Source organism: Erwinia oleae (assembly GCF_000770305.1).
GTDB classification, from domain to species: Bacteria; Pseudomonadota; Gammaproteobacteria; order Enterobacterales; family Enterobacteriaceae; genus Erwinia; species Erwinia oleae.
On the sequence record NZ_JNVB01000014.1, the window covers coordinates 51,606 to 77,733 of the forward strand.

General features: G+C 55.9%; 19 protein-coding genes. 10 read left to right on the plus strand and 9 right to left on the minus strand.

Annotated features, from left to right (window positions below; genetic code table 11):
- Positions 1-148: 148 nt before the first annotated feature.
- Both cybB and GS12_RS06555 read right to left on the minus strand, forming a co-directional pair.
- Positions 149-691 (minus strand): cytochrome b561, encoded by a 543-nt coding sequence (gene cybB / locus GS12_RS06550; RefSeq protein ID WP_034945082.1) that lies wholly within the window; start codon positions 689-691, stop codon positions 149-151.
- Between the two features lie 136 nt (positions 692-827).
- Entirely contained in the window at positions 828-2,012 is a 1,185-nt protein-coding gene (locus tag GS12_RS06555; RefSeq protein WP_034945086.1) for a BaiN/RdsA family NAD(P)/FAD-dependent oxidoreductase, read from the minus strand.
- A 243-nt stretch (positions 2,013-2,255) separates the two neighbouring features.
- Between GS12_RS06555 and pitA the strand changes: the two genes are divergently transcribed.
- Positions 2,256-3,755 (plus strand): inorganic phosphate transporter PitA, encoded by a 1,500-nt coding sequence (pitA, locus tag GS12_RS06560; protein ID WP_152601366.1) that lies wholly within the window; start codon positions 2,256-2,258, stop codon positions 3,753-3,755.
- A 49-nt stretch (positions 3,756-3,804) separates the two neighbouring features.
- Here the strand turns inward: pitA and uspB are convergent, their stop codons facing one another.
- The gene (gene uspB, locus GS12_RS06565; protein ID WP_034917798.1) at positions 3,805-4,140 is read right to left on the minus strand and encodes a universal stress protein UspB; all 336 of its coding nucleotides are present in this window, start codon (positions 4,138-4,140) and stop codon (positions 3,805-3,807) included.
- A 399-nt stretch (positions 4,141-4,539) separates the two neighbouring features.
- Between uspB and uspA the strand changes: the two genes are divergently transcribed.
- Positions 4,540-4,980 (plus strand): universal stress protein UspA, encoded by a 441-nt coding sequence (gene uspA / locus GS12_RS06570; protein ID WP_034917801.1) that lies wholly within the window; start codon positions 4,540-4,542, stop codon positions 4,978-4,980.
- 33 nt (positions 4,981-5,013) lie between these two features.
- Here uspA and rsmJ read toward each other — a convergent pair whose 3' ends face one another.
- Positions 5,014-5,763, minus strand: coding sequence for a 16S rRNA (guanine(1516)-N(2))-methyltransferase RsmJ (rsmJ, locus tag GS12_RS06575; protein WP_034917805.1), 750 nt, complete (start codon positions 5,761-5,763; stop codon positions 5,014-5,016).
- Positions 5,764-7,806, minus strand: a complete 2,043-nt coding sequence (gene prlC / locus GS12_RS06580) for an oligopeptidase A (RefSeq protein WP_034945092.1) — start codon at positions 7,804-7,806, stop codon at positions 5,764-5,766. It abuts the gene before it with no gap.
- A 193-nt stretch (positions 7,807-7,999) separates the two neighbouring features.
- Here prlC and GS12_RS06585 point away from each other — a divergent pair, with 193 nt between their 5' ends.
- Positions 8,000-8,824 carry a CPBP family intramembrane glutamic endopeptidase gene (locus tag GS12_RS06585; protein WP_034917808.1) on the plus strand — a complete coding sequence of 275 codons (825 nt, stop codon included), beginning with the start codon at positions 8,000-8,002 and terminating at the stop codon, positions 8,822-8,824.
- Between the two features lie 90 nt (positions 8,825-8,914).
- Positions 8,915-9,757, plus strand: coding sequence for a 23S rRNA (adenine(2030)-N(6))-methyltransferase RlmJ (locus tag GS12_RS06590; protein WP_034945095.1), 843 nt, complete (start codon positions 8,915-8,917; stop codon positions 9,755-9,757).
- 7 nt (positions 9,758-9,764) lie between these two features.
- Here GS12_RS06590 and rnz read toward each other — a convergent pair whose 3' ends face one another.
- Positions 9,765-10,679 carry a ribonuclease Z gene (gene rnz / locus GS12_RS06595; protein ID WP_034945098.1) on the minus strand — a complete coding sequence of 305 codons (915 nt, stop codon included), beginning with the start codon at positions 10,677-10,679 and terminating at the stop codon, positions 9,765-9,767.
- Between the two features lie 176 nt (positions 10,680-10,855).
- Between rnz and gorA the strand changes: the two genes are divergently transcribed.
- Positions 10,856-12,208, plus strand: a complete 1,353-nt coding sequence (gorA, locus tag GS12_RS06600) for a glutathione-disulfide reductase (protein ID WP_034945101.1) — start codon at positions 10,856-10,858, stop codon at positions 12,206-12,208.
- Between the two features lie 1,589 nt (positions 12,209-13,797).
- On the opposite strand, the gene ycgZ is transcribed toward gorA, so the two are convergent.
- Both ycgZ and GS12_RS06615 read right to left on the minus strand, forming a co-directional pair.
- Positions 13,798-14,037 (minus strand): regulatory protein YcgZ, encoded by a 240-nt coding sequence (gene ycgZ / locus GS12_RS06610; protein ID WP_034917819.1) that lies wholly within the window; start codon positions 14,035-14,037, stop codon positions 13,798-13,800.
- A 241-nt stretch (positions 14,038-14,278) separates the two neighbouring features.
- On the minus strand, positions 14,279-14,581 hold the full coding sequence (locus tag GS12_RS06615) for a hypothetical protein (RefSeq protein ID WP_051937269.1): 303 nt from the start codon (positions 14,579-14,581) through the stop codon (positions 14,279-14,281).
- Positions 14,582-15,089: 508 nt separating this feature from the next.
- On the opposite strand from GS12_RS06615, the gene treZ reads away from it, so the two are divergent.
- From treZ to glgX, 3 genes are read left to right on the plus strand one after another with little or no spacing between them, the layout of a single operon-like run.
- Positions 15,090-16,877: a malto-oligosyltrehalose trehalohydrolase gene (treZ, locus tag GS12_RS06620; RefSeq protein WP_034945108.1), complete on the plus strand. Its 1,788-nt coding sequence runs from the start codon at positions 15,090-15,092 to the stop codon at positions 16,875-16,877.
- The gene (gene treY / locus GS12_RS06625; RefSeq protein ID WP_034945111.1) at positions 16,874-19,375 is read left to right on the plus strand and encodes a malto-oligosyltrehalose synthase; all 2,502 of its coding nucleotides are present in this window, start codon (positions 16,874-16,876) and stop codon (positions 19,373-19,375) included. Before treZ ends, treY begins: the two co-directional genes overlap by 4 nt.
- A gap of 52 nt (positions 19,376-19,427) precedes the next feature.
- Positions 19,428-21,503 (plus strand): glycogen debranching protein GlgX, encoded by a 2,076-nt coding sequence (gene glgX, locus GS12_RS06630; RefSeq protein ID WP_034917825.1) that lies wholly within the window; start codon positions 19,428-19,430, stop codon positions 21,501-21,503.
- Positions 21,504-21,639: 136 nt separating this feature from the next.
- On the opposite strand, the gene GS12_RS06635 is transcribed toward glgX, so the two are convergent.
- A complete protein-coding gene (locus GS12_RS06635; protein ID WP_051937271.1) occupies positions 21,640-22,536 on the minus strand; it encodes an alpha/beta hydrolase in 897 nt (298 codons plus the stop codon).
- A gap of 264 nt (positions 22,537-22,800) precedes the next feature.
- Between GS12_RS06635 and GS12_RS06640 the strand changes: the two genes are divergently transcribed.
- Both GS12_RS06640 and GS12_RS06645 read left to right on the plus strand, forming a co-directional pair.
- Positions 22,801-23,922, plus strand: coding sequence for a GNAT family N-acetyltransferase (locus GS12_RS06640; RefSeq protein WP_034945114.1), 1,122 nt, complete (start codon positions 22,801-22,803; stop codon positions 23,920-23,922).
- Positions 23,923-24,243: 321 nt separating this feature from the next.
- On the plus strand, positions 24,244-26,121 hold the full coding sequence (locus GS12_RS06645; RefSeq protein ID WP_052118371.1) for a hypothetical protein: 1,878 nt from the start codon (positions 24,244-24,246) through the stop codon (positions 26,119-26,121).
- The last annotated feature ends 7 nt before the right edge of the window (positions 26,122-26,128 follow it).

The following is a 26,128-nucleotide window of genomic DNA, read 5'->3' on the forward strand; positions in this document are numbered from 1 at the left end:
TTAATGTAATAATTCGCTTTATAATGATGACCCAATCCTGTAATGACTAAAAATAAGGTGGCCGTGCGCGCCGGATGGCGCACAGCGCTGGCGATCGCCGGAGCAGTCCGCTGTCGCAGCGGTTAAAGAAGCCGTGCCTGTGGTGATGCTACCGGCGCTGACGCCGCGAAGGCATCATGCGCAGCAGCGTATTGTCCTTAAACAGATAGTGGTGCGCCAGCGCGGCGGCGGTATGTAAACCAATCAGCCAGTACCCCAGCGGAGCCAGCAGTTTATGCCACTGGTTAAAACGTTTGGAAAGGGCGTGATCCGCGGCGTCGGCATAAGGCATCGCCACGCCGTACAGGCTCCACTCCGCACCCCAAAAATAGCGCGAGAAAATGGCGCTGGCAGGCAGGGCGATAAACAGCGCATACAGGCAGGTATGCGTAAGATGGGCCATGCCGGTATGCCAGCGCTTCGGTACCGGCACGATAGCGGGGGTGCGTTTAATCAGCCGTAGGAAAAGCCGCAGCAGCATCAGACAAAGCACGGTCGCGCCGGCGGTAATATGGGTAATGGCGACCGCATAGCCCTGCCATGATGGCCCGTCCGGCACCCACGGCCGGATTTGCACCGTGCCATAGGCGAGGACAAGCAGGAGTAGCGTCAGCCAGTGCAGGAAAATTTGTGAAGCGGCGTAGTTGTTCATGTCTCAATACGGGCCTTTACAGAAGTTAAAATATAACAATTCTCATTACTCTACTCTGTATCATTTATTAACTTCTGGATAATCCTTTTTCTGCGCTAATGAGCGATATAAAAGCAAGCCGGTAAACAGAGGTCGCTCAAATCGCCTGCGCGCAGGCCCAGGCCGAGCTCCAGGCCCACTGAAAGTTGTAGCCCCCGAGCCAGCCGGTAACGTCGATCACCTCGCCGATGAAGTACAGGCCCGGCACGTCGCGGGCCTCCATCGTTTTTGATGACAGCAGCGTGGTATCCACGCCGCCAAGCGTCACTTCGGCGGTGCGATAGCCTTCCGTGCCGTTCGGCTGCACGCGCCACTGGTGCAACGCGGAGGCCAGCGCTTCCTGTTGACGGCTGTTAAGTTGCCTGAGCGAACATTCCGGCACGATACCCAGCAGTTGCAGACACTCCACCAGACGGCGTGGCAGCACCTTCGCCAGCGTATTTTTCAGGCTCTGATTCGGGTGCGCCTCACGCTCTTCATTCATAAGCTGATGAAGATCGCACGCCGGCGACAGATCGACCGTGATGAATTCGCCCGGCTGCCAGTAGCTGGAAAGCTGAAGCACCGCCGGACCGGAGAGCCCGCGGTGAGTAAACAGCAGCGCTTCTTTAAATACCGTGCCATTTTCGGCGGTCAGAACGGCGGGCACCGCCACGCCAGAGAGGGTGTGTAACTGCGCCAGCAGCGGCTTGTGCAGCGTGAACGGCACCAGGCCCGCGCGGGTGGGATAAACGTTCAGGCCAAACTGCTCCGCGATTTTATAGCCAAACGGCGATGCGCCCAGCCCCGGCATCGACAATCCGCCGGTAGCGATCACCAGCTTCTCCGCCCGCACGGTTGCGCCGTTCAGCGCCAGCGTATAGCCACCTTCATCACGCTCAACGCTCAGCACCTCGCTGCGCAGGCGCAGAGTCACCTGCCCCGCCTCGCACTCCTTCAGCAGCAGATCGACAATCTGCTGCGCGGTGTTGTCGCAGAACAGCTGGCCGAGCGTTTTTTCGTGCCAGGCGATGCCGTGTCGATTCACCAGATCGATAAAATCCCATTGGGTGTAGCGCGCCAGCGCGGATTTACAAAAGTGAGGATTGTGGGAAAGGTAGGCCGACGGCTCGGTATAGAGGTTGGTGAAATTACAGCGTCCGCCGCCGGACATCAATATTTTGCGCCCGGCCTTTTTACCGTTATCAAGCAGCAGTACGCGCCTGCCGCGCTGCCCGGCCTGCGCAGCGCAGAACAGCCCGGCTGCCCCGGCACCGATGATAATAACGTCAAACTTTTCCACGCGCGTTTGCCCACCTGCTTAAAAGACGGTGATTGTAGAGAGTTGCCTGGATCGATGCCAGCGTCACCGGCCTGTCATTACAGAAACATTTATTAACCGGATGATTTTTCGACATATTGTGTTGCCTGCGTTTGATAGCTGACATAAATCTGTCAAAAAAGACTATATTTTGCTTTCCCCTGGCGCAGTTTCTCGCGGATAATGCGCCGCGTTCATGTCCTTCAAAAATATGGCGTAACGCTTATGCTACATCTGTTTGCTGGTCTTGATTATCATACCGGCCTGTTACTTGTTCTTGCGCTGCTGTTCGTTCTGTTTTATGAGGCCATCAACGGCTTTCACGATACGGCAAATGCAGTGGCTACGGTTATCTATACCCGCGCGATGCGCTCGCAGTTGGCAGTCGTCATGGCGGGGGTATTCAATTTCTTTGGTGTGCTGTTAGGCGGACTGAGCGTTGCGTACGCGATTGTCCATCTGCTTCCCACCGATCTCCTGTTAAACGTCGGTTCCGCTCATGGACTGGCCATGGTCTTTTCCATGCTGCTGGCCGCGATTATCTGGAACCTCGGCACCTGGTATTTTGGTCTGCCTGCCTCCAGTTCACACACGCTTATCGGCGCCATCATTGGTATCGGCCTGACCAACGCGCTGCTGACCGGCACCTCGGTGGTAGAAGCGCTGAATATCCCAAAAATGATCGGCATCTTTCTGTCGCTGGTGATTTCACCCATTGTCGGCCTGATCATCGCAGGCGGGCTGGTATTCATCCTGCGTCGCTACTGGAGCGGCAGCAAAAAACGCCGCCGTATCCATATGACGCCAGCCGAACGTGAAAAAATCGACGGCAAGAAAAAACCGCCGTTCTGGACGCGGATCGCCCTGATCGTTTCTGCCATCGGCGTCAGCTATTCTCACGGTGCCAACGACGGCCAGAAAGGCATTGGCCTGATTATGCTGGTGCTGATTGGCGTGGCGCCTGCGGGCTTTGTGGTCAATATGAACGCCTCCGGTTATGACATCACCCGCACGCGCGATGCGGTCAATCATCTGGGACAGTTCTATCAGCAGAAGCCGGAAACGATGACGCACATTGTGCAGATGGCGCCGCCTGCGGTGCCCACGCCGGAAGAGAACCGGGACGGCCCGAAGGAGTTTCACTGCAACGCGTCTCGCGCGCTGCCCGCCATTGAGCGTGCGCAGGGTCTGCTGAACAATCTGCAAAGCTATGATGCGCTCAGCCTCGATCAGCGCGCGCAGCTTCGCCGTCTGCTGATGTGTATCTCTGATACGGCGGACAAAGCGGCCAAGCTGCCGGAAACCAATGGCGAAGATCGCCGTTTCCTCAGTCAGCTTAAGGGCGATTTGCTGAATACCGTCGAGTACGCGCCGGTGTGGATCATCATTGCCGTGGCGATGGCACTGGCGCTAGGCACCATGGTCGGCTGGCGTCGTGTTGCCACCACCATCGGCGAGAAGATTGGTAAGAAAGGCATGACCTACGCGCAGGGCATGGCGGCGCAGATGACGGCGGCGGTTTCAATCGGTGTCGCCAGCTATACCGGCATGCCTGTGTCAACCACGCACGTGCTCTCATCGTCGGTGGCGGGCACCATGCTGGTTGACGGCGGTGGCGTGCAGGGCAAGACCATCAAGAATATTCTGCTGGCCTGGGTGCTCACCCTGCCCGTTTCAATTGTGCTGTCCGGCTGTCTTTACTGGGTGGCGCTGAAGTTCGTCTGAGCGGTATGAAAGCAGAAAAGGGTGGGCATGTTGCCCGCCCTTTTTTCGTTCAGTGCCAGATGATCAGGCCAATCAGGCTGATAACCACTAACCCGCACAGCGCGCTGGTCAGCAAAAACTGGCCGCGCACCCGCTCGCAGCGGCGGATAAACTCATCATCATGATGATCGAGGTAGCGCTGAGTCCAGATATAGCGCACCAGCCGCACCTGCTTGCTGGGCTGACCGTGCGAGGTAAAAAACCCGGCGCCGTCGACGTACTGATAAAGCAACGGATCGCAGCCGCGAAGCACCACCAGCAGCGCACGCAGAGAAGAAAAATAGCGAGCCATATTAATTACACAAACGAAGCAAAGAGCCCAGAAAAGCGCGATGGTGCTGATCATCATCTCCTCCCGACTTAGCATCAGTGAATAAGCTGCGCAGGCAGGCTTCACGATGGATCGTCAACCACAGAATTAGCGATTTTTTATTATCACAGCGGCGCGAGCACCCCGGCCCGTCATTAATAGTGTAGGAGATCTGATTAAAAGTTTTCCAGCCCAGTTTACTTATCCCGACGGAAAAATTTTCATTATGACGCCCTTTGTAAACCGCGCGTTATGGCACAGATTCTGTTAACAATTCGGTCTATACTTAAAAGCGATCAATAATAAAGGCGGCGGCGAGCGCTGATTCGCTTACCCCTCACGCGAAATCCACATCGTGTTCACAGGATTTCAGGACTTTAAGACGCATACCTTGACGGTTGTTACCAGGCCGCATCGCATGAAAGGAGTATCGTTATGTCTTACAAACACATTCTGATTGCCGTAGACCTTTCACCAGAAAGCAAGCTGCTGGTGGAAAAAGCGGTATCCATGGCGCGTCCTTACGATGCCAAAATCTCGCTGATCCACGTTGATGTGAATTATTCCGATCTCTACACCGGCTTGATTGATGTCAACCTTGGCGACATGCAAAAACGCATATCTGAAGAAACCCATTCCGCGCTTACCGAACTGTCTCACGGCGCTGGCTATCCCATCTCTGAAACGCTGAGCGGCAGCGGTGATCTGGGCCAGGTGCTGGTGGATGCGATTAAGAAGTACAACGTGGATTTAGTGGTGTGTGGTCATCATCAGGATTTCTGGAGCAAGCTGATGTCATCGGCGCGCCAGCTCATCAACACCGTACATATTGACATGCTGATTGTGCCGCTGCGCGATGAGGACGAAGACGAGTAAAATAAACGGGCGACAGGCTCGCCCGTTTACTCATCATCCCAGCGGTGGATAGATATCAAAGCGATGGCTTTTGGTGACGATCGCTGAGGTTGTCGCGATACCTGCCAGCGGCGGCGCGTAGTCGGGCCGCTTCACCACCACGCGTTTTTTCGCCAGCCGCCGGGCGGGTTCCAGCAGGCCGTCCGCGTCGTCATCAGCCCCCACCAGCGACTGAAACACCCGCATCTCCTTCTTCACCAACGCGCTTTTTTGCCGGTGCGGATACATAGGATCGAGATACACCACGTCTGGCCTGTCGTCGATCGCCGCCAGCGCTGCCAGGCTGGAAGCATGGATCAGCGTCAGCCGTGCCCGCAGCCAGCCGCCGATCTCCGGATGCCGATAGCCGCGTTGCAGCCCGTCATCCAACAGCGCGGCAACCACCGGATGGCGCTCAAACATCCTTACCTCACAGCCCAGCGCGGCCAGCACGAAGGCGTCGCGCCCGAGGCCCGCCGTGGCGTCGATCACCGTGGGCAGGTAGCCGCTCTTGATGCCTGCCGCCTTCGCCACCGCCTCGCCGCGCCCGCCGCCGAAACGGCGTCGGTGATCCATCGCGCCGCTGGTGAAATCCACCCGGATGCCGCCCAGCTTTGGCTCATCGCGCTTACGCAGTTCCAGATGCTCGCCGGTCATGACCAGCGCCATCAACGCGTTGTCATCCTGCTGAAGCTGCCAGCGCGCTGCTAAAACAGATAAGGCGCCGTCTCCGGCGCCCGATTCATCGACTAAACAGATGTTCACTTACTGTTCCTGAATACCATAATGCTCAAGCATGGCATCCAGCTGCGGCTCGCGTCCACGGAAGCGCTTGAACAGCTCCATCGGCTCTTCCGAGCCGCCACGGGTCAGAATATTATCAAGGAATGACTGGCCCGTTTCGCGGTTAAAGATCCCTTCCTCTTTGAAGCGCGAGTAGGCATCCGCCGCCAGCACGTCGGCCCACAGATAGCTGTAGTAGCCTGCCGCGTAACCGCCGGCGAAAATGTGGCTGAAGGCATGCGGAAAGCGGCCCCATGCCGGGCTTGGTACCACTGCAACGCGTTTCTTAATCTCCCGCAGCATCTCCAGAATCTGCGCGCCTTTCGCCGGATCGAATTCTGCATGGAGGCGGAAATCGAAGAGGCCGAACTCAAGCTGGCGCAGAATAAACAGCGCCGCCTGATAGTTTTTCGCCGCCAGCATCTTATCGAGCAGCGCCTGCGGCAGCGGTTCGCCGGTTTCATAATGGCCGGAAATGAACGCCAGCGCGTCCGGCTCCCAGCACCAGTTCTCCATAAACTGGCTTGGCAGCTCTACCGCATCCCACGGCACGCCGCTGATACCGGCCACGCCGGGGGTTTCGACGCGGGTCAGCATATGATGCAGTCCGTGGCCGAATTCGTGGAACAGCGTGGTCACTTCGTCATGCGTAAACAGCGCAGGCTTGCCGCTGACCGGACGGTTAAAGTTACAGGTTAAATAGGCAACTGGCTTCTGTAACGTGCCGTCGGCGAGGCGCATCTGCCCAACGCAGTCGTCCATCCAGGCGCCGCCACGTTTGTTTTCACGCGCGTAGAGATCCAGATAGAAGCTGCCGCGCAGCTCGCCGCTTTCGTCGAAGAGGTCAAAGAAACGGACGTCGTCATGCCATACATCCACGTCTTTACGCTCCCTGGCGGTGATGCCGTAAATACGTTTAACCACCTCAAACAGGCCGTTGACCGCGCGCTCTTCCGGGAAGTACGGACGAAGCTGCTCGTCGCTGATGGTGTACAGATGCTGCTTCTGTTTTTCGCCGTAGTACGTCAGATCCCACGGGTTCAGCTCATCAATGCCATGCTCTTTCTTCGCAAAGGCACGCAGTTGCTCAAGCTCTTTTTCGGCCTGCGGACGCGCGCGCTTCGCCAGATCGTTCAGGAAATCAGTGACCTGCGCCGGGTTCTCCGCCATTTTAGTGGCTAACGATTTTTCAGCGAACGAGCTGAAGCCCAAAAGCTGAGCCAGCTCGTGGCGCAGCGCCAGTTCCTCCTCCATCACCTTGCTGTTATCCCATTTGCCCGCGTTTGGCCCCTGGTCGGAGGCGCGGGTGGAATAGGCGCGGTACATCTCTTCGCGCAGCGCGGCGTTGTCGCAATAGGTCATGACCGGCAGGTAGCTGGGGATATCCAGCGTCAGCAGCCAGCCCTGCTGTTCTTTGGCTTCGGCCTGCGCTTTGGCCGCTGCCAGCGCGCTTTCCGGCATCCCGGCAAGCTCGGATTCATCGGTAATCAGTTTGCTCCAGCCCATCGTCGCATCAAGCACGTTGTTGCTGTAGGTCGAGCCCAGTTCGGAGAGGCGCGCGGCGATTTCGCCATAGCGTTTCTGCTTCTCCTTCGACAGGCCGATACCGGATAGCTCAAAATCACGCAGCGCATTGTCCACCGCTTTCTTCTGCGGGGCATCCAGCTGCGCGTAGCTGTTCTCTTTCAGATTGCGGTACGCCTGATAAAGCCCTTCGTGCTGGCCAACCCAGGTACTGTATTCAGAGAGCAGCGGCAGCGTTTGCTCATAGGCTTCGCGCAGTTCCGGGCTGTTTTTAACCGAATTCAGGTGGCTTACCGGTGAAAAAAGGCGGCCAAGGCGATCGTCAACTTCAGCCAGCGGCTGAACCAGGTTTTCCCAGGTATAAGGTGCGCCCTGAGCCACCACCTTCTCCACTTCCGCACGGCACGCCGCCAGCGCCTCGGTCACGGCGGGAACGATGTGTTCGGGTTTAATGGCGGAGAAAGGAGGAAGAGTGAAACGGGAAAGTAGCGGATTGGTCATAGCGCGGTCCTTGTTGTCATGATCGGTAAGTGAGGCGCAGTTGAATGCGCAATCACATTAACATGAGGCTAAGCGCGCTGAAAATCAATGCCGCGCCCTACGACAAAGAACCGTTTGCCTGGCAGAGAAGCAAATAGCATACTTGCCCCGCCATGCCGTAATGGCAGTATTCAAATCCACAGGGAGCCTGTTTATGTGGTACTTATTTGCCGCCTCATTGCTTTTTTTACCCTTTAACCTGCGCGTGTCGTTATCGCTGCTGGCGGTGACGTTGGCGATGGCAATCTGGGATCATACCCTCCAGCCGCTCGCCATCATTGCGCTTCTGATAACCGGTGCGGTTGCCGTTTACTGCTCGAAGGCGCGCGGCCAGTCGGTTTTCTCTCTGCCCGGCGAAATCGTCCTCGTTGTCGGTGCCATCACGCTGATGCTGCATCTGGTGCCGGGCTTTAATAATCAGTTGATTGTTTCCGGCGTTAAGGCCGGCCCTGAGAGCGCGCCTTTCACCTTCTATTACAATTTTGACAAGGCGATGATCCCCTTTCTGCTGCTGGGCTGCATGCCCACGCTGCTGAAAAGGCCCGGCGTGCCGCCCGCTAACCGACTGTGGTGGTTGGTATTGCTGATGTCGATGCCGGTGCTGCTGCTTATCGCTACGGTGATCGGCGGCCTGGATGTGGAGCTTCACTGGCCCGCCTGGCTCGGTTCGTTCGCGCTGGCTAATCTGTTCTTCGTTTCGCTGGCCGAGGAAGCGCTGTTTCGCGGCTATATTCAACAGCGGCTGAGTCAGTGGATTGGCAACGTATGGGGACTGCTGCTGGCCGCGCTGCTGTTTGGTCTGGCGCACCTTTCCGGCGGCGTGCTGCTGGTTATTTTCGCCAGCATGGCGGGCGTGATTTATGGCCTGGCCTGGCTGTGGAGCGGCCGTTTGTGGGTGGCCACGCTGGCGCACTTCGCCTTTAACATGCTGCATCTGCTGTTCTTTACCTATCCGGTATTGCAACGCCTGCCTGGTTAGCGCATTTTTGCCGCTATAAAGGTATACTGCCTGCAACCTGTGCCGCCGCGGCGGCACGATTGCCTTTTCCCACCGGACAGATCTCACTACATGCTCAGTTATCGCCACAGTTTTCACGCCGGCAATCATGCCGACGTCCTCAAACATACCGTACTAAGCCTGATCGTCAGCGCGCTGAATGAGAAGGAAAAACCCTGGTTTTACCTTGATACCCACGCGGGAGCCGGGCGCTATCAGCTCAGTGGCGAACATGCCGAGCGCACGGGCGAGTATCTGGAAGGTATCGCCCGTATCTGGCAGCAGGACGACCTGCCGGCAGAGCTGGAGAGCTACATCAGCTGCGTGAGTGCGCTGAACCCCAACGGCAAGCTGCGCTTCTATCCGGGATCGCCGCTCATTGCCCGCCATCTGATGCGCCCGCAGGATAAGCTGCATCTGACCGAGCTGCACCCCAGCGACTATCCGCTACTGCGCAATGAATTTCTGAAAGACGAGCGCGCGCGCACCGAACGCAGCGACGGCTATCAGCAACTGAAGTCAAAGCTGCCGCCGCCGTCGCGGCGTGGCCTGGTGCTGATCGACCCGCCCTATGAAATCAAGTCGGATTATCAGGCGGTGGTGGACGGCATTAAAGAGGGGCACAAACGCTTCGGCACCGGCACCTACGCGCTCTGGTATCCGGTAGTGATGCGCCAGCAAATCAAACGGCTGTTTGCCGGGCTGGAAGCCAGCGGTATTCGCCGCATTATGCAGACAGAGCTGGCGGTGCTGCCGGACAGCGATCGACGCGGCATGACCGCCTCCGGCATGGTGGTGGTGAATCCGCCATGGAAGCTCGAAGAGCAGATGAATACCGTGCTGCCGTGGCTGCACAAAAAGCTGGTGCCAGGCGGAACGGGCCATGCCAGAGTCAGCTGGATCGTGCCCGAGTAGGCCCGCTTTACAGCGGAAAAACCGCAAAGTCATGCGCCATCTCAGTATTAGGGAAAATCGCCCGACACTCCGCCAGCAGGCGCGCCGTGTCTTCGCGCAGATACCGTGAGCTGAGATGGGTGACAATCAGTTTTTTGGCGCCCGCCTCTTTTGCCATTGTCGCGGCCTGCACCGTTGAAGAGTGGCCGCGACTGTTAGCCTTCTCCGCCATGGCGGCTTCCAACGTCGCCTCATGCACCACCACGTCGGCGTTGGCTGCTACTTCCCGCGCGGCGGCTGTCGGGCTGGTGTCGCCAAAAATTGCCAGCGTCAGTCCCGGCATTGAGGGGCCAAGGTAATCCCGACCGTTCACCACCTGCCCGTCCTCCATGGTCACCGTCCTGCCCCGCTTTAGTTGCTGAAACAGTTTGCCCGGCCGGATGCCATCCGCCAGCAGGCGATCGGCGTCCAGCGCGCCGGGCCGCGCATGCTCTTCAATACGAAAGCCGTAGCATTCGACCGGATGCGTCAGCGGCCAGGCCGTCACGCGAAAATGCTCGTCGTTCAGGATCTCGCCCGCGCTAATTTCCACGATGTCCAGCGGAAAGGTCAGCCAGGAGCCGCTCAGGCTCAGGGTGGTTTCCACAAAGGCTTTGATGCCCTTTGGCCCGTAAAGCGTGATGGCGTCGCTGATACCGTTCATCGAGCGACTGGTCAGCAGCCCCGGCAGACCAAAAATATGATCGCCGTGCAGATGGGTGATGAAAATCTTCTCAATTTTGCCGATTTTCACCGGTGAGCGCATAATCTGATGCTGCGTGGCTTCGCCACAGTCAAACAGCCAGCAGCCGCTGCGGACGCCCTCAAGGCTGAGCGCAATGCTGGTCACGTTGCGCTGACGGCCTGGCGTACCCGCCCCGGTACCTAAGAATTGAAGTTCCATGCGATCCCTTATTGCCTCTGACAGACGGAGCGGCATTTTGGCCACCGTAAACGTGGATTATCGCTCAGGCAGGCGCGCCGCTCCTATCACAATCATAGACGCAAACTTTGCGGCAATCCGCCGAGTAGCGTTACACTCTATGCCAATTTACTTCACTGGATCAGGGAACCCTCTCGATGACCAAACATTATGATTATCTTGCCATCGGTGGCGGCAGCGGCGGCATTGCTTCAATCAACCGCGCTGCTATGTATGGACAAAAATGCGCGCTGATCGAAGCCAAAGAGCTGGGCGGCACCTGTGTAAACGTGGGTTGCGTACCGAAAAAAGTGATGTGGCATGCGGCGCAGATCGCCGAAGCGATCCACCAGTACGGCCCGGATTACGGCTTCGATACCACGGTGAACCGCTTCGACTGGAGCACGCTGGTTAAAAATCGCAGCGCCTATATCGATCGTATTCACACCTCGTACGATAACGTGCTGGGTAAAAACAATGTTGATGTGATTAAAGGCTACGCACGCTTTGTTGATGCGCACACCGTTGAGGTTAACGGCGAGAAAATTACCGCCGATCATATTCTGATCGCCACCGGCGGTCGCCCTACGCTGCCGTCCATTCCCGGCGCCGAATACGGCATTAACTCTGACGGTTTTTTTGAACTGGACGCGCTGCCAAAACGTACGGCGGTTGTCGGTGCAGGCTATATCGCCGTAGAAATCGCAGGCGTGCTTAACGCGCTGGGATCGGAAACGCATCTGTTTGTGCGTAAGCACGCGCCACTGCGCACCTTCGATCCGCTGATTGTTGATACGCTGGTTGAGGTACTGAATGCCGAAGGCCCGACGCTGCATACCCACTCTGTCCCTCAGGAAATCGTAAAAAACGGTGACGGCAGCCTGACGCTGAAGCTGGAAAACGGCAAAGAACAGACGGTTGACTGCCTGGTATGGGCAATTGGCCGCGAGCCGGAAACGGACAACCTGAACCTTAACGTGACCAGCGTGAAGCTGACGGAAAAAGGCTACATTGACGTTGATAAGTACCAGAACACCAGCGTTGCCGGTATTTACGCGGTGGGCGACAACACCGGTGCCGTCGAGCTGACGCCGGTTGCGGTTGCGGCAGGACGTCGCCTCTCCGAACGCCTGTTCAATAACAAGCCGGAAGAGCATCTGGACTACAGCAACGTGCCGACAGTGGTCTTCAGCCACCCGCCTGTCGGCACCGTGGGCCTGACCGAACCGCAGGCGCGCGAGCAGTATGGCGATGACGCGGTGAAAGTCTATAAATCGTCGTTTACGGCGATGTACACCGCCGTAACGCAGCATCGCCAGCCGTGCCGGATGAAGCTGGTCTGCGTGGGCGAAGAAGAGAAAATCGTTGGCATCCATGGCATTGGTTACGGCATGGATGAAATGCTCCAGGGCTTTGCGGTCGCACTCAAAATGGGCGCTACCAAAAAAGACTTTGACAACACCGTCGCCATCCATCCCACCGGCGCGGAAGAGTTTGTCACCATGCGTTAACAATCCCGTGGTATAAAAAAGCCAGCCAGCGCTGGCTTTTTTTACGCCAGAAAGTGGTCGGAAAGCATCAAAACATAAATATTCCTGTCTTTTTAAAAAAAACGCGCCAGTTTTTTTCTGATTTTTCTTAAAAAATCGGCCGGGTAATTTGCCATAACCTGCGCTATTCGCCTGATGAATAAGGTAAAAAAATCGGTAGAAAAAAATTGCCGTTGCCCGTGCAAATTCTTGTTAACCCGCTCATTTTCAAAGCATGCATTAACAGTACTTAAGTACAGCTTACGCTTTGCGTGGAGTTATTTATAATCACTCACGTTGAACCGGAAAAGATTGAACCCTTTGGGTCAGTCAGACGGGGCAACCAACACCAGGTAAAAAAATATTCCGGCCGCACGATACAAATATAAGTACCGGCGGCCGGTATTCTTTATTTCATCATCCCTCTCTGTGCCTGTTCTCTTCATCGCAGTTACATGCTGAAACGCTGTTCGCTTAAAATTATCTTCTCCGTACAGGGTCCGCTCAACTCTTCACTCAAAATAAGCCTCGCTCTGACGTTGTCGTTGCGGCAATATGCTTGCCGTTATAAACAGAATGAATACAGCAATAACGGGTGGAGACGGAAATCGGGAGACACCGAAGACGACGCGAGTTTCCGGCTGAGCTGGCGGAATGAGAATAAATCAGTTTGGTGGCGCTTGCATGGGCAGTAGCGGTGAGCAAGTCCTAAAATTATTTTAGAAAAATTTATAAATGTCCGCATTCAACATTTGAATCTTACCTGATGTGATACGCATCACAAACAGTATCGATATATTCCATATTATAAAATTTACTTAACTACCAATAAAAAAATTACCATACCTTTAGTAAAGAGCGCATTATGTCTTTTTTTGATTTTTCATTTTCACCGGTTTTCTTTTCAATAATGGCCTGTTTCTTTTTTTATAAAAGAAAAAGAAATAAAGGAAGCCATATAAAATATGACATGTTAATTATGTCAATAACATCAATAGCAATCTGTTTTATTTATCCTTTTGTAAATCATTTACTCGATATACACTATACATCTTTAGATAATTTTATCCTTTTTTGTTGGGCATCATCTGCACTATCCATGTCGGCAAATCTGGCCATATATTTTCTCTTTTACAGGCGTTCAACATGATAAAACGGAGTGACCGGGACATTACTTTCGTTGGCGGTGTGGGAGATCCACTTGCCGATCCTGACTCTGAGATAGTAAAGAGAATTATGTCAGGTGCAGCCTGGGGCGCGACATTCGGCGTTTATGGTGAATTACCAGGCATGGGCGCCGTTGCAGGCATAATGCAAAAGTCGTTCAAGGGGCTGTATCACAAATGCCAGTAAATGGCTCTGTTCCTGTGGGGCCCACATGGAATGGAAGTAGATAAATATTTTCGTAAACGTATTATTGTGCCTTATTCAGATAGCTAATATCTGGATAAGGCTTTTCAGAGTTTTCTTTGGCACATATATTTACTAAAAGGAACAAAAACGTTGTCGGCTGTGCCAGGCATTATTACCAGCTGCAAAACAGAAGGAGCGGACAATTCCCCCTGACAACTTCAGTGAGTAAATAACAGCGCGATGAGCTGCTGATAATGTTTTTCCTCTTCAGAACCTGAAGCCAGTTCGAGGCGCTGTAAAAGCTTTGAGCAAATTGCCTTACGGTTCAGGCTACAACCCGACTGCAATATCTCCACCACAATCTCTCCCAACGTCTCCTGCTGAACAGGCATCGCCGCCCTGGAGAAGTAGCGAGCTATAGCATTTGTTGAGGTTGAAACGCTTTCGTTATATTGCATGGGGAGCCTCACAGGATAAGTTATCGGATGGTCAATCTCTCTCATTAAAAGTTATACAAGTAATACAAACTTGTACAGATTTTTTTTCATTCTCCCTGCGATGAACACCCTGAATAGCGCTAATGTATTATTTTATAGATAAATTTTCAGACTTGAAGGGCCTTGAGAGAAGAGAAGTAGCGAGCAGAATGGCATCAGGTTCGCGAAACCGGGCACCCCGGAGGCGCCCGTATTGACCACATTATTCTCTTTGCGTTGGCAGCCGAATAGCGCTTGCGGCATCACTTCCTTTTTCCTGACTGAGTTCTGCCATCATTCCATGATGCGTCTTATGACTATCGCGGCTGGACACGTTCACATAGCTGCGCAGCCAGTTCCTGGCCTGCACTATTTGTTCGGCCCGCAGTTCGCCTGACGCGTTTTCATGCATTATTTCTAACTGACGGATCAGCGTCGCAACGCAAATTTCCTCATTACGCAAAGCGAGGTTCATTGCCGCTTCACCAATGATTGAATGACTCATCATCTCGTTGTGAAATTGCATTTATTTACCTCTTTTTTAAAAAAAGAAAATTATTCTCTTTTCATAGCATATAGTTTAGCTCAAAAAGTAAACGCTGGTTCAGAATAAATAATAGTGGCGCTGGCAAGGCGCATTAACTGAAAAAAAGTGAACCAACAGGAAAATAACCAACTTCCTGAATAAAATAAAAAAAAGCACATAAAAAAATTTGTCCTTCCTTATAAACGTTTTTCAGCATAATTATCAGCAGGCACTGAATAATTTTTCCTCCAACGCGTCAAAAGCGTTATTAACAGGCTGATTTTAGAGAAAGTTACCTGAATAACAGAAATGTAAAATGCATTAGTGAAGGTCGGTGAGCCATAAGTCTCGCACCCGCATTTTCATTCGCTACTCTGTCATTCCACGCTCGCCGGATAATGCGGTTCGCCGCGTCTCGCTTCAGCGCCCATCCACTCGCAAATAATGGTCTATGATTGTTCTTCGAGCGTCTTCTCCCGGCTCATTTCTATGTCAAAAGAGGCAATTGATGCAGTCCAAATCATTTCTTAAAAGTTGGGGTGCTGAGTTCATCGCCACCGACACCGTCCGCTTCCGTCTCTGGGCGCCAGGCCATGAGACGATGAACCTCCGGCTTTCCGGCGAAGACAAAGCAATGAAACCCGACGGCGATGGCTGGTTCGGGTTGGTGGCAGAAGGCGTTTCACCCGGCGCGGAATACAATTTTGTGCTCGCCGACGGCACGATCGTGCCGGATCCGGCGTCACGCGCGCAGAAAGCGGACGTCAATGGCCCTTCTCTGGTCATCGATCCTGCCCACTACCGCTGGCGCAACACCGCATGGCAAGGCCGCCCGTGGACTGAAACAGTGGTTTATGAGATGCACTTCGGCACCTTTACGCCGGAAGGCACTTTCCGCGCCGCTATCGAAAAACTGCCCCGCCTTGCCGAACTCGGCATCACTATGCTCGAAGTGCTGCCGCTTTCGCAGTTTGGCGGCAGCCGCGGCTGGGGCTACGACGGCGTACTGCTCTACGCGCCGCAAAGCAGCTACGGCACGCCGGAAGAGTTTAAAGCCTTTGTTGATGCCGCCCATGACCTGGGTCTGTCGGTGGTGCTGGACATCGTGCTTAACCACTTTGGCCCGGAGGGCAATTACCTGCCGCTGCTGGCGCCGGACTTCTTCCACAAAGAGCGCATGACGCCGTGGGGCGCCGGTATTGCCTATGACGTTGATGCCGCGCGTCGCTACATCGTTGAAGCGCCGCTCTACTGGCTACAGGAGTTCAACCTTGACGGCCTGCGCTTCGACGCCATCGATCAGATTGAAGATATTTCTGCTCAGCACGTGCTGATTGAGATTGCGCAGCGCATTCGCGCAGAGATCGCCGATCGCCCGATCCATCTGACCACGGAAGACAGCCGCAACGTCATTTTCCTGCATCCACGCGATGAAAACGGCGCCGCGCCGCTGTTTACCGGCGAATGGAATGATGATTTCCATAATGCCATCCACGTTCTCGCTACCGGCGAAACCCATGCCTACTACAAAGACTTCGCCCATCAGCCGGAAAAACACGTCGCGCGCGTGCTGGCGGAAGGGTTCGCTTATCAGGGCGAGGTGTCGTCGCAGTCAGGCGAAAAGCGCGGCGTGAACAGCGCCGGACAGCCGCCGGTCGCCTTTGTTGATTTTATCCAGAACCACGATCAGGTGGGCAACCGTGCGCAGGGCGAAAGGCTGATTACGCTGGCAGGTGAGGAACGGACGAAAGTACTGCTGGCCGCGCTGCTCTGCTCGCCGCATATTCCGCTGCTGTTTATGGGCGAAGAGTACGGCGAAACTCATCCTTTCCTGTTCTTTACCGATTTCCACGGCGATCTGGCGAAAGCAGTACGTGAAGGGCGCGCGAAGGAGTTTGCCGGCCACGCCGGACACGAAGGCGAAAGCGTGCCCGATCCGAATGCAAAAACCACCTTTGAGATGTCGAAACTGGACTGGCGCAAGCCGGAAAGCGAAAGCGGCAAAGCGTGGCTGACCTTCACCCGCGAGCTGCTGACGCTGCGCCGCGAGCGTATTGTACCGCTCCTCGCCACGGCGGGCGGCAACGCGGGCAACATCGTGCAAACGGCGGAAGGTTTTCTCGCCGTCAGCTGGACGTTCCCGCAGGGCACGCTCTCTCTGGCGCTGAACGTGGGCGATAAAACGCAGCCGCTACCCGACCAGCCCGGTGAGATCCTTTTTGCCTTCCCGCAGGAAGGCCGCGATCTGCCAACGCATTCCATTATTGTCCGCCTTGCTTCAGGAGAGACAGCGTGAAGATCCCAACCGCCACGTATCGTATTCAGTTCCGGAACGGCATGACCTTTGACCGCGCCGCCGCGCTTGTGCCCTATATGAAGCGGCTCGGCATCAGTCACCTTTACGCCTCGCCCATCTTCACCGCCACGTCGGGTTCAACTCACGGCTACGACGTGACCGATGCTAACGAAATCGAACCGGCTATTGGCGGTCGCGAAGGCTTTGACCGCATGGTTAAGGCGCTGAAAGCGGCCGGACTTGGGCTGATCCTCGATATCGTGCCGAACCATATGGCCGCCTCGCTGGAAAACCCCTGGTGGCGCGATGTGATTGAGCAGGGCGAAAGCAGCCGCTACGCGCGGCACTTTGACATCGACTGGTCGCGCCGCCTGACGCTGCCTTTTCTTGGCGATACATTTGAACGCGTGCTGGAAAACGGCGACATCAGCGTAAAGCGTGATGCAAAGAGCGGCAAACCGGCGCTGGCCTACTTTGAAAGCCGCTATCCGCTGGTTGCCGAAAGCTGGCAGGGCCGCGAAGAGGCGGTGTTGAAACTCACCGATAAAGCCGCTCTTGCCGACCTGCACGAACGTCAGCCGTGGCGTCTGACGTCGTGGCGGGATGCGCGTCGCGACCTCTCCTATCGCCGCTTTTTTGAAATTACCGGGCTGGTGGGCGTACGCGTGGAAGACGACGCGGTGTTTGATGACAGCCACCGGCTGATTCTGGAACTGGTTCACAGCGGCGCGGTGGATGGGCTACGCATCGACCACGTGGACGGACTGGCCGATCCCAATGCCTATCTGACGCGTCTGCGCCAGCAGGCCGGGCCAGAATGCTACATCACGGTCGAGAAGATTTTGGGTGAAGGCGAACACCTGCCGGAAACGTGGCCGATTTCCGGCACCACCGGTTATGAATTTATCGCCTCGCTCTCTGACGCGCTGGTGGACGGCAAAAATATTGCCGCGCTGCGCAGCGCCTGTGACCAGATCGTCGGCGCGCCGGTGGATATGGCCGGCGAACTGCGAGACGCCAAGCTGCTGATGGCCGACAAAAATTTTGAAGGCGAATTTACCACGCTGCTGAAGCTGGCGGTGGCGATTGCAGACGCAGAACGCGCGCCGCTGGATGAGAGCGCCGCCCGCGCCGCGCTGCGCGAGCTGTTGGTCGCCTTCCCGGTTTACCGCACCTACGGCACCGCTGAAGGGCTGCCTGCGGACAGCCATGAACGGCTGCAACAGGTGGTCGGGACGGTAAAACGCAGCGCCACCGCGCCCGATCCCGCCGCGCTCGATTTCCTTGTCCGCATTCTCACCGGAGACGTCGCTGCCGCTGAGAAGGCGGCCACCTTCCGCATCCGCTTCCAACAGCTCACCGGCCCGCTGATGGCGAAGTCCATCGAGGACACGCTGTTCTTCCGCCAGAACATGGCGCTGGCGCTGAACGAAGTGGGCGCCGAACCGCTGCCGCGCGATTTTTCGCTCGATCGCTTCCATGCGGAGATGGAGACGCGCCTGGCGCGCCAGCCGGATGCGCTGTCCGGCACCTCCAGCCACGATACCAAACGCGGCGAAGACGCCCGCGCACGGCTCTATACGCTGACCGAAGCGCCGGAGTTATGGCGCGAAAGCGTGGCGCGCTGGCGCGGGATCAACGCCGCGCACGTTCACGCGCTCGACGATGGCCCGGCGCCGGAACCGGCCGTGGAATGGCTGCTGTATCAGGCGCTGGCGGGCGTCTGGCCAACCACGCTTCAGCCGGATGATGACGCGGACCTGAAGGTACTGGAAGAACGCTTTATCGGCTTTGTCGGGAAAGCGCTGCGTGAAGCGAAGCTGCGCACCAACTGGGGCGACAGCAACGATGCCTACGAGCAGGCGGTGCTCGGCTATGCGCGCCATCTGCTGACGCCTTCCAGCGCGTTCCTGCGGGACTTTACCCAAACGCTCCAGCCGTTTGTTCGCGCCGGCCTGGTGAACGGCGTGACGCAAACGGTGATCAAACTGACCGCCCCGGGCGTGCCGGATATTTATCAGGGCAGCGAAAGGCTGGATTTCAGTCTGGTCGATCCTGATAACCGACGCGAACCTGACTTCGACGCGCTGCAACAGCTAGCGGAAAACAATCGGCCGCCCGCGTTCAGCGACGATGATGCCTGGTACAGCGGACGCCTGAAGCAACAGGTGATTGCTAACGTGCTCGCTTTACGCCAGCAGAAGCCGTCGCTGTTTGGCCGGGGCGACTATCTGCCGCTTCCTGCTACCGGCAAGCGGGCCGCGCACTATGTCGCCTTCGCCCGCACCGAAGGCGACGACGCGCTGATTGTGGTCGCACCGCGCCTTGCCTTCGATATTGAAGATGGCGGCCCGGCGGAGGCGGAGGTGGCGCTGCCCGCCGCGCTGGCCAACCGTCGTTATCGCAACATTTTCAGTGGAGAAGAAGTCAGCCTGACCGACAGGGTGCATCCACAGGCTGACGATGGCAGATCGCCGGTTATTCTGCTTAGCCTTTGATTTAAAAGTTATAAAAACAACACAAATCGCTGTTTTATCTGGAGTGGAATGAATGTCAAACGACAAGCCTTTTGAAATTACGGCAGGGCACAGCCAGCTTCTTGGCGCCAACTTTGATGGCGAGGGCGTCAATTTTGCCCTTTTCTCAGCGCACGCGGAGCGCGTCGAACTCTGCCTTTACGATGAGAGCGGCAAAAACGAAATCGCCAGGCTGGATCTGCCTGAATACACCCATGAGATCTGGCACGGCTACGTGCCGGGCCTGCAACCCGGCGCGCTGTATGGCTATCGCGTTTACGGCCCTTACGATCCGGAAAATGGTCACCGTTTCAACCCTAATAAGCTGCTTATCGATCCGTATGCACGCGAGTTTGCCGGTGAGATTGAATGGGATGAGGCGCATTTTGCCTACGAACTGCTGCATGAAGACAAAGATCTGACCTATGACGAGCGCGACAGTGCGCCCTTCACGCCAAAGTGCCGGGTCATCGATGCGGGCGAGTTCGACTGGCAGGACGACAATCGTCCCTCCATTCCGTGGTCTGAGACCGTGGTTTATGAGACGCACGTTAAAGGTTTCACGCAGCTCAACTCCGCCCTGCCCGAAGAACTGCGCGGCACTTACGAAGGCATGGGACATCAGGCGTCCGTTGATTATATCAAAGGCCTTGGCGTTACCACGGTAGAGCTGCTGCCGGTGCACTGGTTCCCGGACGACCAGCACCTGTTGGATAAGGGATTAAAAAACTTCTGGGGCTACAACTCGTTGGGCTTTTTCTCGCCGGTGCCGCGCTATTACGGCCCGAAGGGGATTCAGGGTTTTCGTGACATGGTGCGCGCGTTTCACGACGCCGGTATCGAGGTGATCCTCGACGTGGTCTATAACCATACCGCTGAAGGCAACGAGCTTGGCCCGACGCTGTCGCTGAAGGGTATCGATAACTTCTCCTATTACCGCACCATGCCCGATCAGCACCGCTATTACATCAATGACACCGGCACCGGCAACACCGTCAATACGTCACACCCGCGCGTGTTGCAGATGGTGATGGATTCCCTGCGTTACTGGGCAGAATCGATGCATATCGATGGTTTTCGCTTCGATCTTGGTACCATTCTGGGACGTGAACCAGAAGGCTTTAACGAGCGCGGTGGCTTTTTCGACGCGGTGATGCAGGATCCGGTGTTATCAAAACTGAAGCTGATTGGCGAACCGTGGGATATCGGTCCCGGCGGCTATCAGGTAGGCGGCTTCCCGCCAGGCTGGGCCGAATGGAACGATAAGTATCGCGATACGGTGCGCGAATACTGGAAAGGCGACAACGTTTCAACCGATTTCGCGGCGCGCCTGCTCGGCTCCGGCGATCTTTACGATCAGCGCGGACGCAGGCCGTGGGCGAGCGTTAACTTCATTACCGCTCATGACGGCTTCACGCTTAACGATCTGGTTTCGTATAACGAGAAACACAACGACGAGAACGGCGAAGACAATAACGACGGCCATAACGACAACCGCTCTTACAACTATGGCGCCGAAGGCCCGACGGATGACGAAGGCATCAACGCGGTGCGCGAACGGCAAAAGCGCAATTTCCTCGCCACGCTGTTCTTCTCTCACGGCACACCGATGCTGCTAGCGGGCGACGAATTCGGCCGCAGCCAGATGGGCAACAATAACGGTTACTGCCAGGACAACGAGGTTTCCTGGGTTCACTGGGACAATCTGCCGGAGAGCAACGAGGCGCTGCGCCAGTTCACTCGCCAGGTGATCAAACTGCGGGCGCAGCAGCCGTTGCTGCGCCGTGAGAACTGGCGCGACGGAATGGACATCAAGTGGTTTAACGCAGGCGGCGGTTTTCAGCAGGCGGAACAGTGGGACGAGGGCTCCACGCTCGGCGTCTATCTGGGACGTGAAGATCTCCAGCCGGAAGAAGGTATCTGGCACGACGTGCTGATGCTGTTCAACCCGTTTGAAGGCAACGTGCCGTTCCGCATTCCGCAGTTTGGCGAAGGCGGCTGGGTGCTGGAGCTCACCACCTCCGACACCGCGAAACGCGGCCTGGTGATCACCAAAGAGAAAGATTTTGAGCTGGAAGGGCGCAGTATCGCGCTGTTCAGAAGGCCATAACCTGTCGCGGAGGCCGTTCAGGCCTCCGTTTCTTTCCCCTGCAAATAGCTCTTTTCCTGAATCTGGCCGCTCTGTGCGTGGCTCACATGCCGCCTGATTTTTCACAGGTTGCCGCCGATGCCATCACCAGAATCGCTTACCGGCGGGCCGCCAGCCAGACCGCGTAGGCTTCATCCCACAGCGCGGCAGGCGTGCCCGCGCGGCCCAGTCCGAAGCCGTGGCCGCCGCGGGTAATGTTGATCTGCTCGACGGAGACGCCCATCCGGCGGCAGGTGTCGTGCATGATGACGGTATTGTGCGGATTAGAGACAGGATCGTCTTCCGCCTGCGCCAGGAAAGTGGGCGGGAAGCTGCGCGTCACATAATTTTCTACCGACCAGTTTGCCTCTTCATTGCGCGAGGCATTTTTGCCCACCAGTTGGAGGTGCGTCGACGTATGCGTGTAGGGCGGCTCCAGGGTGATCACCGGGTAGATCAGACCCACTGAGTCCACGACCGGCACGACCTGATCCAGCGCGTCCTGCGGCGCGTAAGTGGCGAAATTGGGCCGTGCGGCGGCCATGCCGAACAGATGCCCGCCCGCAGAGAAGCCCAGCAGATGCACCTTTCTTTCCAGTGAACGTACCAGGCGAATGGCGCGCTGCGCATCCTGTAAGGGCGCAAGACTGCCTGCCCGCCACTTTTCTCGCGGCAGGCGATAGCTCAGTACATAGGCAGTATAACCACGCGCGTTAAGCCAGTGCGCCACCGGCCAGGCTTCGCCGCCCATGCCGATCCAGCGGTAACCGCCACCGGCAGCAATCAGCACCGCCGATCCGTTAGGCTCTTCCGGCTGAAAACGCTGGATGGCCGGGCTGACGATATTTGACCACGAGCCGTTGGCCGAAACGTGCAGCGGCCCGCGCGGCCCGCCGCCGCCGGGCGGCTCGTCCTGCCACAGCGGAATAATATCTTCTCTGGCGAACAGCTTTCCGGCAGTCATGGCAAGTAACGTGGCTCCTGTTCCCATAATGAACCGACGACGACTAATCATCTGGCATGTCCAATTCTCTGTCGCAACTACCCTGGCCCTTTTTTTCGCCTCAGCGGCGCCGGACACGATGAAAATGCCAGCGTCTGGCACATTTTTTTAGCAGGAGGGTGAGGTTTATTATTTTGTTGATTTATTCATCGCTATTTATGTCATCTTTCGACGCGACGCAAGCTTTATCAACGCGGAAGGTAAAAAATCTGCTGATATTGATCTTACCGGCAAAAAACGTCACTTTAAAACCTCGCAGTCAATATGGAGCGCCTCATGTCGTTGAAGTTAGTCACGCGTCTGGCCGATGTTGCCGCCAGCCAGTGGGATGCCCTGATCGAGAGTCAGCCTTTCCTGCGCCACGCCTTTCTGAATACGCTCGAAGAGAGCGGCTGCGTGGGCGCGGACACCGGCTGGCAGCCGCAGCATCTGCTGTGGATGGAAAACGGTAAGTTGCTGGCCGCCGCGCCTGGCTACGCGAAGAGCCACTCCAGGGGTGAATACGTTTTCGACCACGGCTGGGCCGATGCCTGCCATCGCGCGGGCGTGCCCTATTACCCTAAATGGCTGGCGGCAGTGCCGTTCACCCCGGTCACCGGCAGCAGGCTGCCCGGCAACCCGGCGGCGGCAAGCGCGCTGCTTCAGGCGCTGCCCGACTTCCTGGCGCAGCATCAGCTCTACAGCGCGCACATCAATTTTGTCAACGCCGATGACCATCGTCTGATGGCGCAGCAGCCCGGCTGGCTGCAACGGCTGGGTTGCCAGTATCACTGGCGCAATCCTGGCTACCGTGACTTTCAGGACTTCCTCGACACGCTGATGTCGCGCAAACGCAAGCAGATCCGCAAAGAGCGCCAGCTGGTTGCCGATCAGGGCTTCGAATTCCACTGGCTGAGTGGCGACAGGCTCAGCGAAGCGCAGTGGGACTTCGTTTATACCTGCTACGCCAATACCTACGCGGTGCGCGGCCAGCGGCCCTATCTGACGCGCACGTTCTTCAGCCTGCTGGCAGAGCGGATGCCGGAAGCGATTCGCGTGGTGCTGGCAACGCTCGATGACCAACCGGCGGCGATGGCGTTCAGCCTGATTGATGGCGACACGCTTTACGGTCGCTACTGGGGCTGTCTGGCGGAGTTTGACCGTCTGCATTTTGAAACCTGTTTCTATCAGGGAATGGATTACGCCATCGCGCAGGGTGTGTCGCGCTTCGATGCAGGCGCGCAGGGCGAGCACAAGCTGATTCGGGGCTTTGAGCCAGTGCTGACCGAATCCTGGCACCTGCTGCGCCATCAGGGCCTGCAAGAGGCGGTTGAGGCGTATCTACAAGAGGAGCGGGATGGCGTGCGCGCCTGGGCGGAAGAAGCGCGCGATTCGCTACCTTATCGACGCGAAGCATAGTGTGGGTGGATAATAATAAAAGGATAAATCATTATTCCTCCCCGATAATTAGTCAGAAATAAAAACTATTTTTTACTCAACAATAATAATTAACAGGCATGAGATAAAAGGCCCACTCAATACACTATTTTCACTAAGGTAATTCTGTAATATTTTTCGCAAAAAAATTAAAAGCGGTTAACTAACATCAGCCTGGAAAAATAATTAATTCTCAGCGTGTGTTTTAACTTTTTTAAAGGCGGCATTAACCGAATTATAAATCACCCCACGATATAATTAATAACGGTTCTTTAAAATAATAAATGACACGAGGCTACCGTTATGACATCGAAACGTCCCGAATCGTCTTCAACCAGCGCCGCCGCCAACAGCTTAACGGTGCTGGATAAAAACGGTAAAAACGTTGAATACGGCAAGGTAATTATTGAACTGGCGGCGCTGGAAGGCGCAGGGAGCGGCGTCACCACCGTCGCCAACGTCGACACACTGCGCCATCGGGAACCCGCTTTTCCTTCGGAGTTCGTGGTGGTCATGGAATACACGCCGGGCAGCACCTACGGCGGCGGCGTATTTGTGCACGACGTCAGCGACACCTCCAGCAAAGAGGATTATGGCATCACGCTTGTTACGCCAAAAGGCGCACGCTGGAAAAGAGCGATCAATGATTATAACGACGTTAACGTGGTCGCCTTTGGCGCCGTGCCCGGCGGGAAACTTGACTGTAAAGATGCGGTCACGCATATGTGGAACTGGGCGCAGGCAAACTATCCTCATATCGGCATCAAATTTCCCGCGGGTACGTTTTTAATTTCCTCTTTCGATATTTCCGCAAAAGAAATTAACCGTTTCAGACTGGCCGGCGAGCATGTCAATTCCGGCTATTATCCTGCCACCTCGCTGATATCGGATAAAAAGAATGGCGAGGTGATGTTTTCCGTCAACGCCCGCTATATGGTGATTTCCGGGCTGGAGGTTGACGGCCAGAGCACCGACAGCGCGCCCAATACCAAAGGCTTTTATAAAAACGTCATTGAGGCCGGTCAGTATGTTCGCGTCACCAGCGTTAATTTTCTCAACCTGGGCGGACGCGGGCTGGATATGCTGGATACGCTCGACTGTAAAATAGATCAGTGGTATGCCAAAAAATGTACCGATACGGTGATTTATGCCACCTGGTCTGATAACCCCAGCGGCAAATGGGATCATATTACCGCTATTGAGCTGTCGAATTTCAATATTCAGTACTGCACGAAAAAACCGGCCATCGATCTTCAGCGTGCCGGTCAGTCGGTCATCTGGAATGGCTGGATTGAGCATACGGAGTTTCCGGGTAATATTTCCAACGGTCAGTGGACGCTTAATGCGCTGAGCATTGAAGACTGCCAGAACGCGCTGGCGTGCCACTACAGTCGTATTATTAATATTCAGTTCAATCAGCAGGGTACCGTCGGACTGGACTTCACGGAAACGGGCGAAAGCTGGGATCTGGTTTCCGAATTCGAACGGGGCGACGTGCGCATTGAGAACCATGGCGTCAATATCAACGGCTCGATCAATTATCAGTATCTGACCTCGCCTGACTACATGGATAACCGCACCGGCAATGAAAGATGGTTCTACCTCGGTGAGTTTTTTATCAAACTGGAGACGGCGCAGCTACATATTCATCTGGTGGGAACGGCTTTTTACAGCAGCGTAACGGCAACCCAAACCGACTTTACCGATAAAACGGCGGAAGGCTGCGCCGATATCTATCTGCAAAAGAAAGATGCCAAAAGCTATATCGGCAGTTGGGTGGGGCAAGGCTCCGTCCCGGTTAAGCGCGTGCTGCTTCAGCCAGGCAGCAGCGACGGGAAAGTAAAAATGTTTGTGCGGCTGGAAAAATTCACCGGCTACTGCATCGCGCTGCTGGATACCAATGATTACGATCGCTTTAACGCAGGCGACCACTTTCGCTTCTACAAAGGCTACAGAACGGCAACCAGCGACGAGGTAAAGGTGCTGGATGCGGCGGCGGACAACTGCTTCCATCAGCACTGGCTCGGCAGAGACAAGGTCGGGTTGGGCTTTAACAACGACGACGAACTGTTGATCCGCGGTAAAACCGATGTGGTGGGCAACTTCGGCACTGCCACGCGCTGCCTGAAGGTGATGATTAATGGTCAGGCGTTTGGCATCGACATCAAACCACTGACGTGAAAAAACG

Coding starts and splice junctions, on each gene's coding strand:
- cybB (WP_034945082.1), bottom strand. CDS start 691: ATGAACAACTACGCCGCTTCACAAATTTTCCTGCACTGGCTGACGCTA.
- pitA (WP_152601366.1), top strand. CDS start 2,256: ATGCTACATCTGTTTGCTGGTCTTGATTATCATACCGGCCTGTTACTT.
- uspB (WP_034917798.1), bottom strand. CDS start 4,140: ATGATCAGCACCATCGCGCTTTTCTGGGCTCTTTGCTTCGTTTGTGTA.
- uspA (WP_034917801.1), top strand. CDS start 4,540: ATGTCTTACAAACACATTCTGATTGCCGTAGACCTTTCACCAGAAAGC.
- prlC (WP_034945092.1), bottom strand. CDS start 7,806: ATGACCAATCCGCTACTTTCCCGTTTCACTCTTCCTCCTTTCTCCGCC.
- GS12_RS06585 (WP_034917808.1), top strand. CDS start 8,000: ATGTGGTACTTATTTGCCGCCTCATTGCTTTTTTTACCCTTTAACCTG.
- GS12_RS06590 (WP_034945095.1), top strand. CDS start 8,915: ATGCTCAGTTATCGCCACAGTTTTCACGCCGGCAATCATGCCGACGTC.
- rnz (WP_034945098.1), bottom strand. CDS start 10,679: ATGGAACTTCAATTCTTAGGTACCGGGGCGGGTACGCCAGGCCGTCAG.
- gorA (WP_034945101.1), top strand. CDS start 10,856: ATGACCAAACATTATGATTATCTTGCCATCGGTGGCGGCAGCGGCGGC.
- ycgZ (WP_034917819.1), bottom strand. CDS start 14,037: ATGCAATATAACGAAAGCGTTTCAACCTCAACAAATGCTATAGCTCGC.
- GS12_RS06615 (WP_051937269.1), bottom strand. CDS start 14,581: ATGCAATTTCACAACGAGATGATGAGTCATTCAATCATTGGTGAAGCG.
- treZ (WP_034945108.1), top strand. CDS start 15,090: ATGCAGTCCAAATCATTTCTTAAAAGTTGGGGTGCTGAGTTCATCGCC.
- glgX (WP_034917825.1), top strand. CDS start 19,428: ATGTCAAACGACAAGCCTTTTGAAATTACGGCAGGGCACAGCCAGCTT.
- GS12_RS06635 (WP_051937271.1), bottom strand. CDS start 22,536: ATGATTAGTCGTCGTCGGTTCATTATGGGAACAGGAGCCACGTTACTT.
- GS12_RS06640 (WP_034945114.1), top strand. CDS start 22,801: ATGTCGTTGAAGTTAGTCACGCGTCTGGCCGATGTTGCCGCCAGCCAG.
- GS12_RS06645 (WP_052118371.1), top strand. CDS start 24,244: ATGACATCGAAACGTCCCGAATCGTCTTCAACCAGCGCCGCCGCCAAC.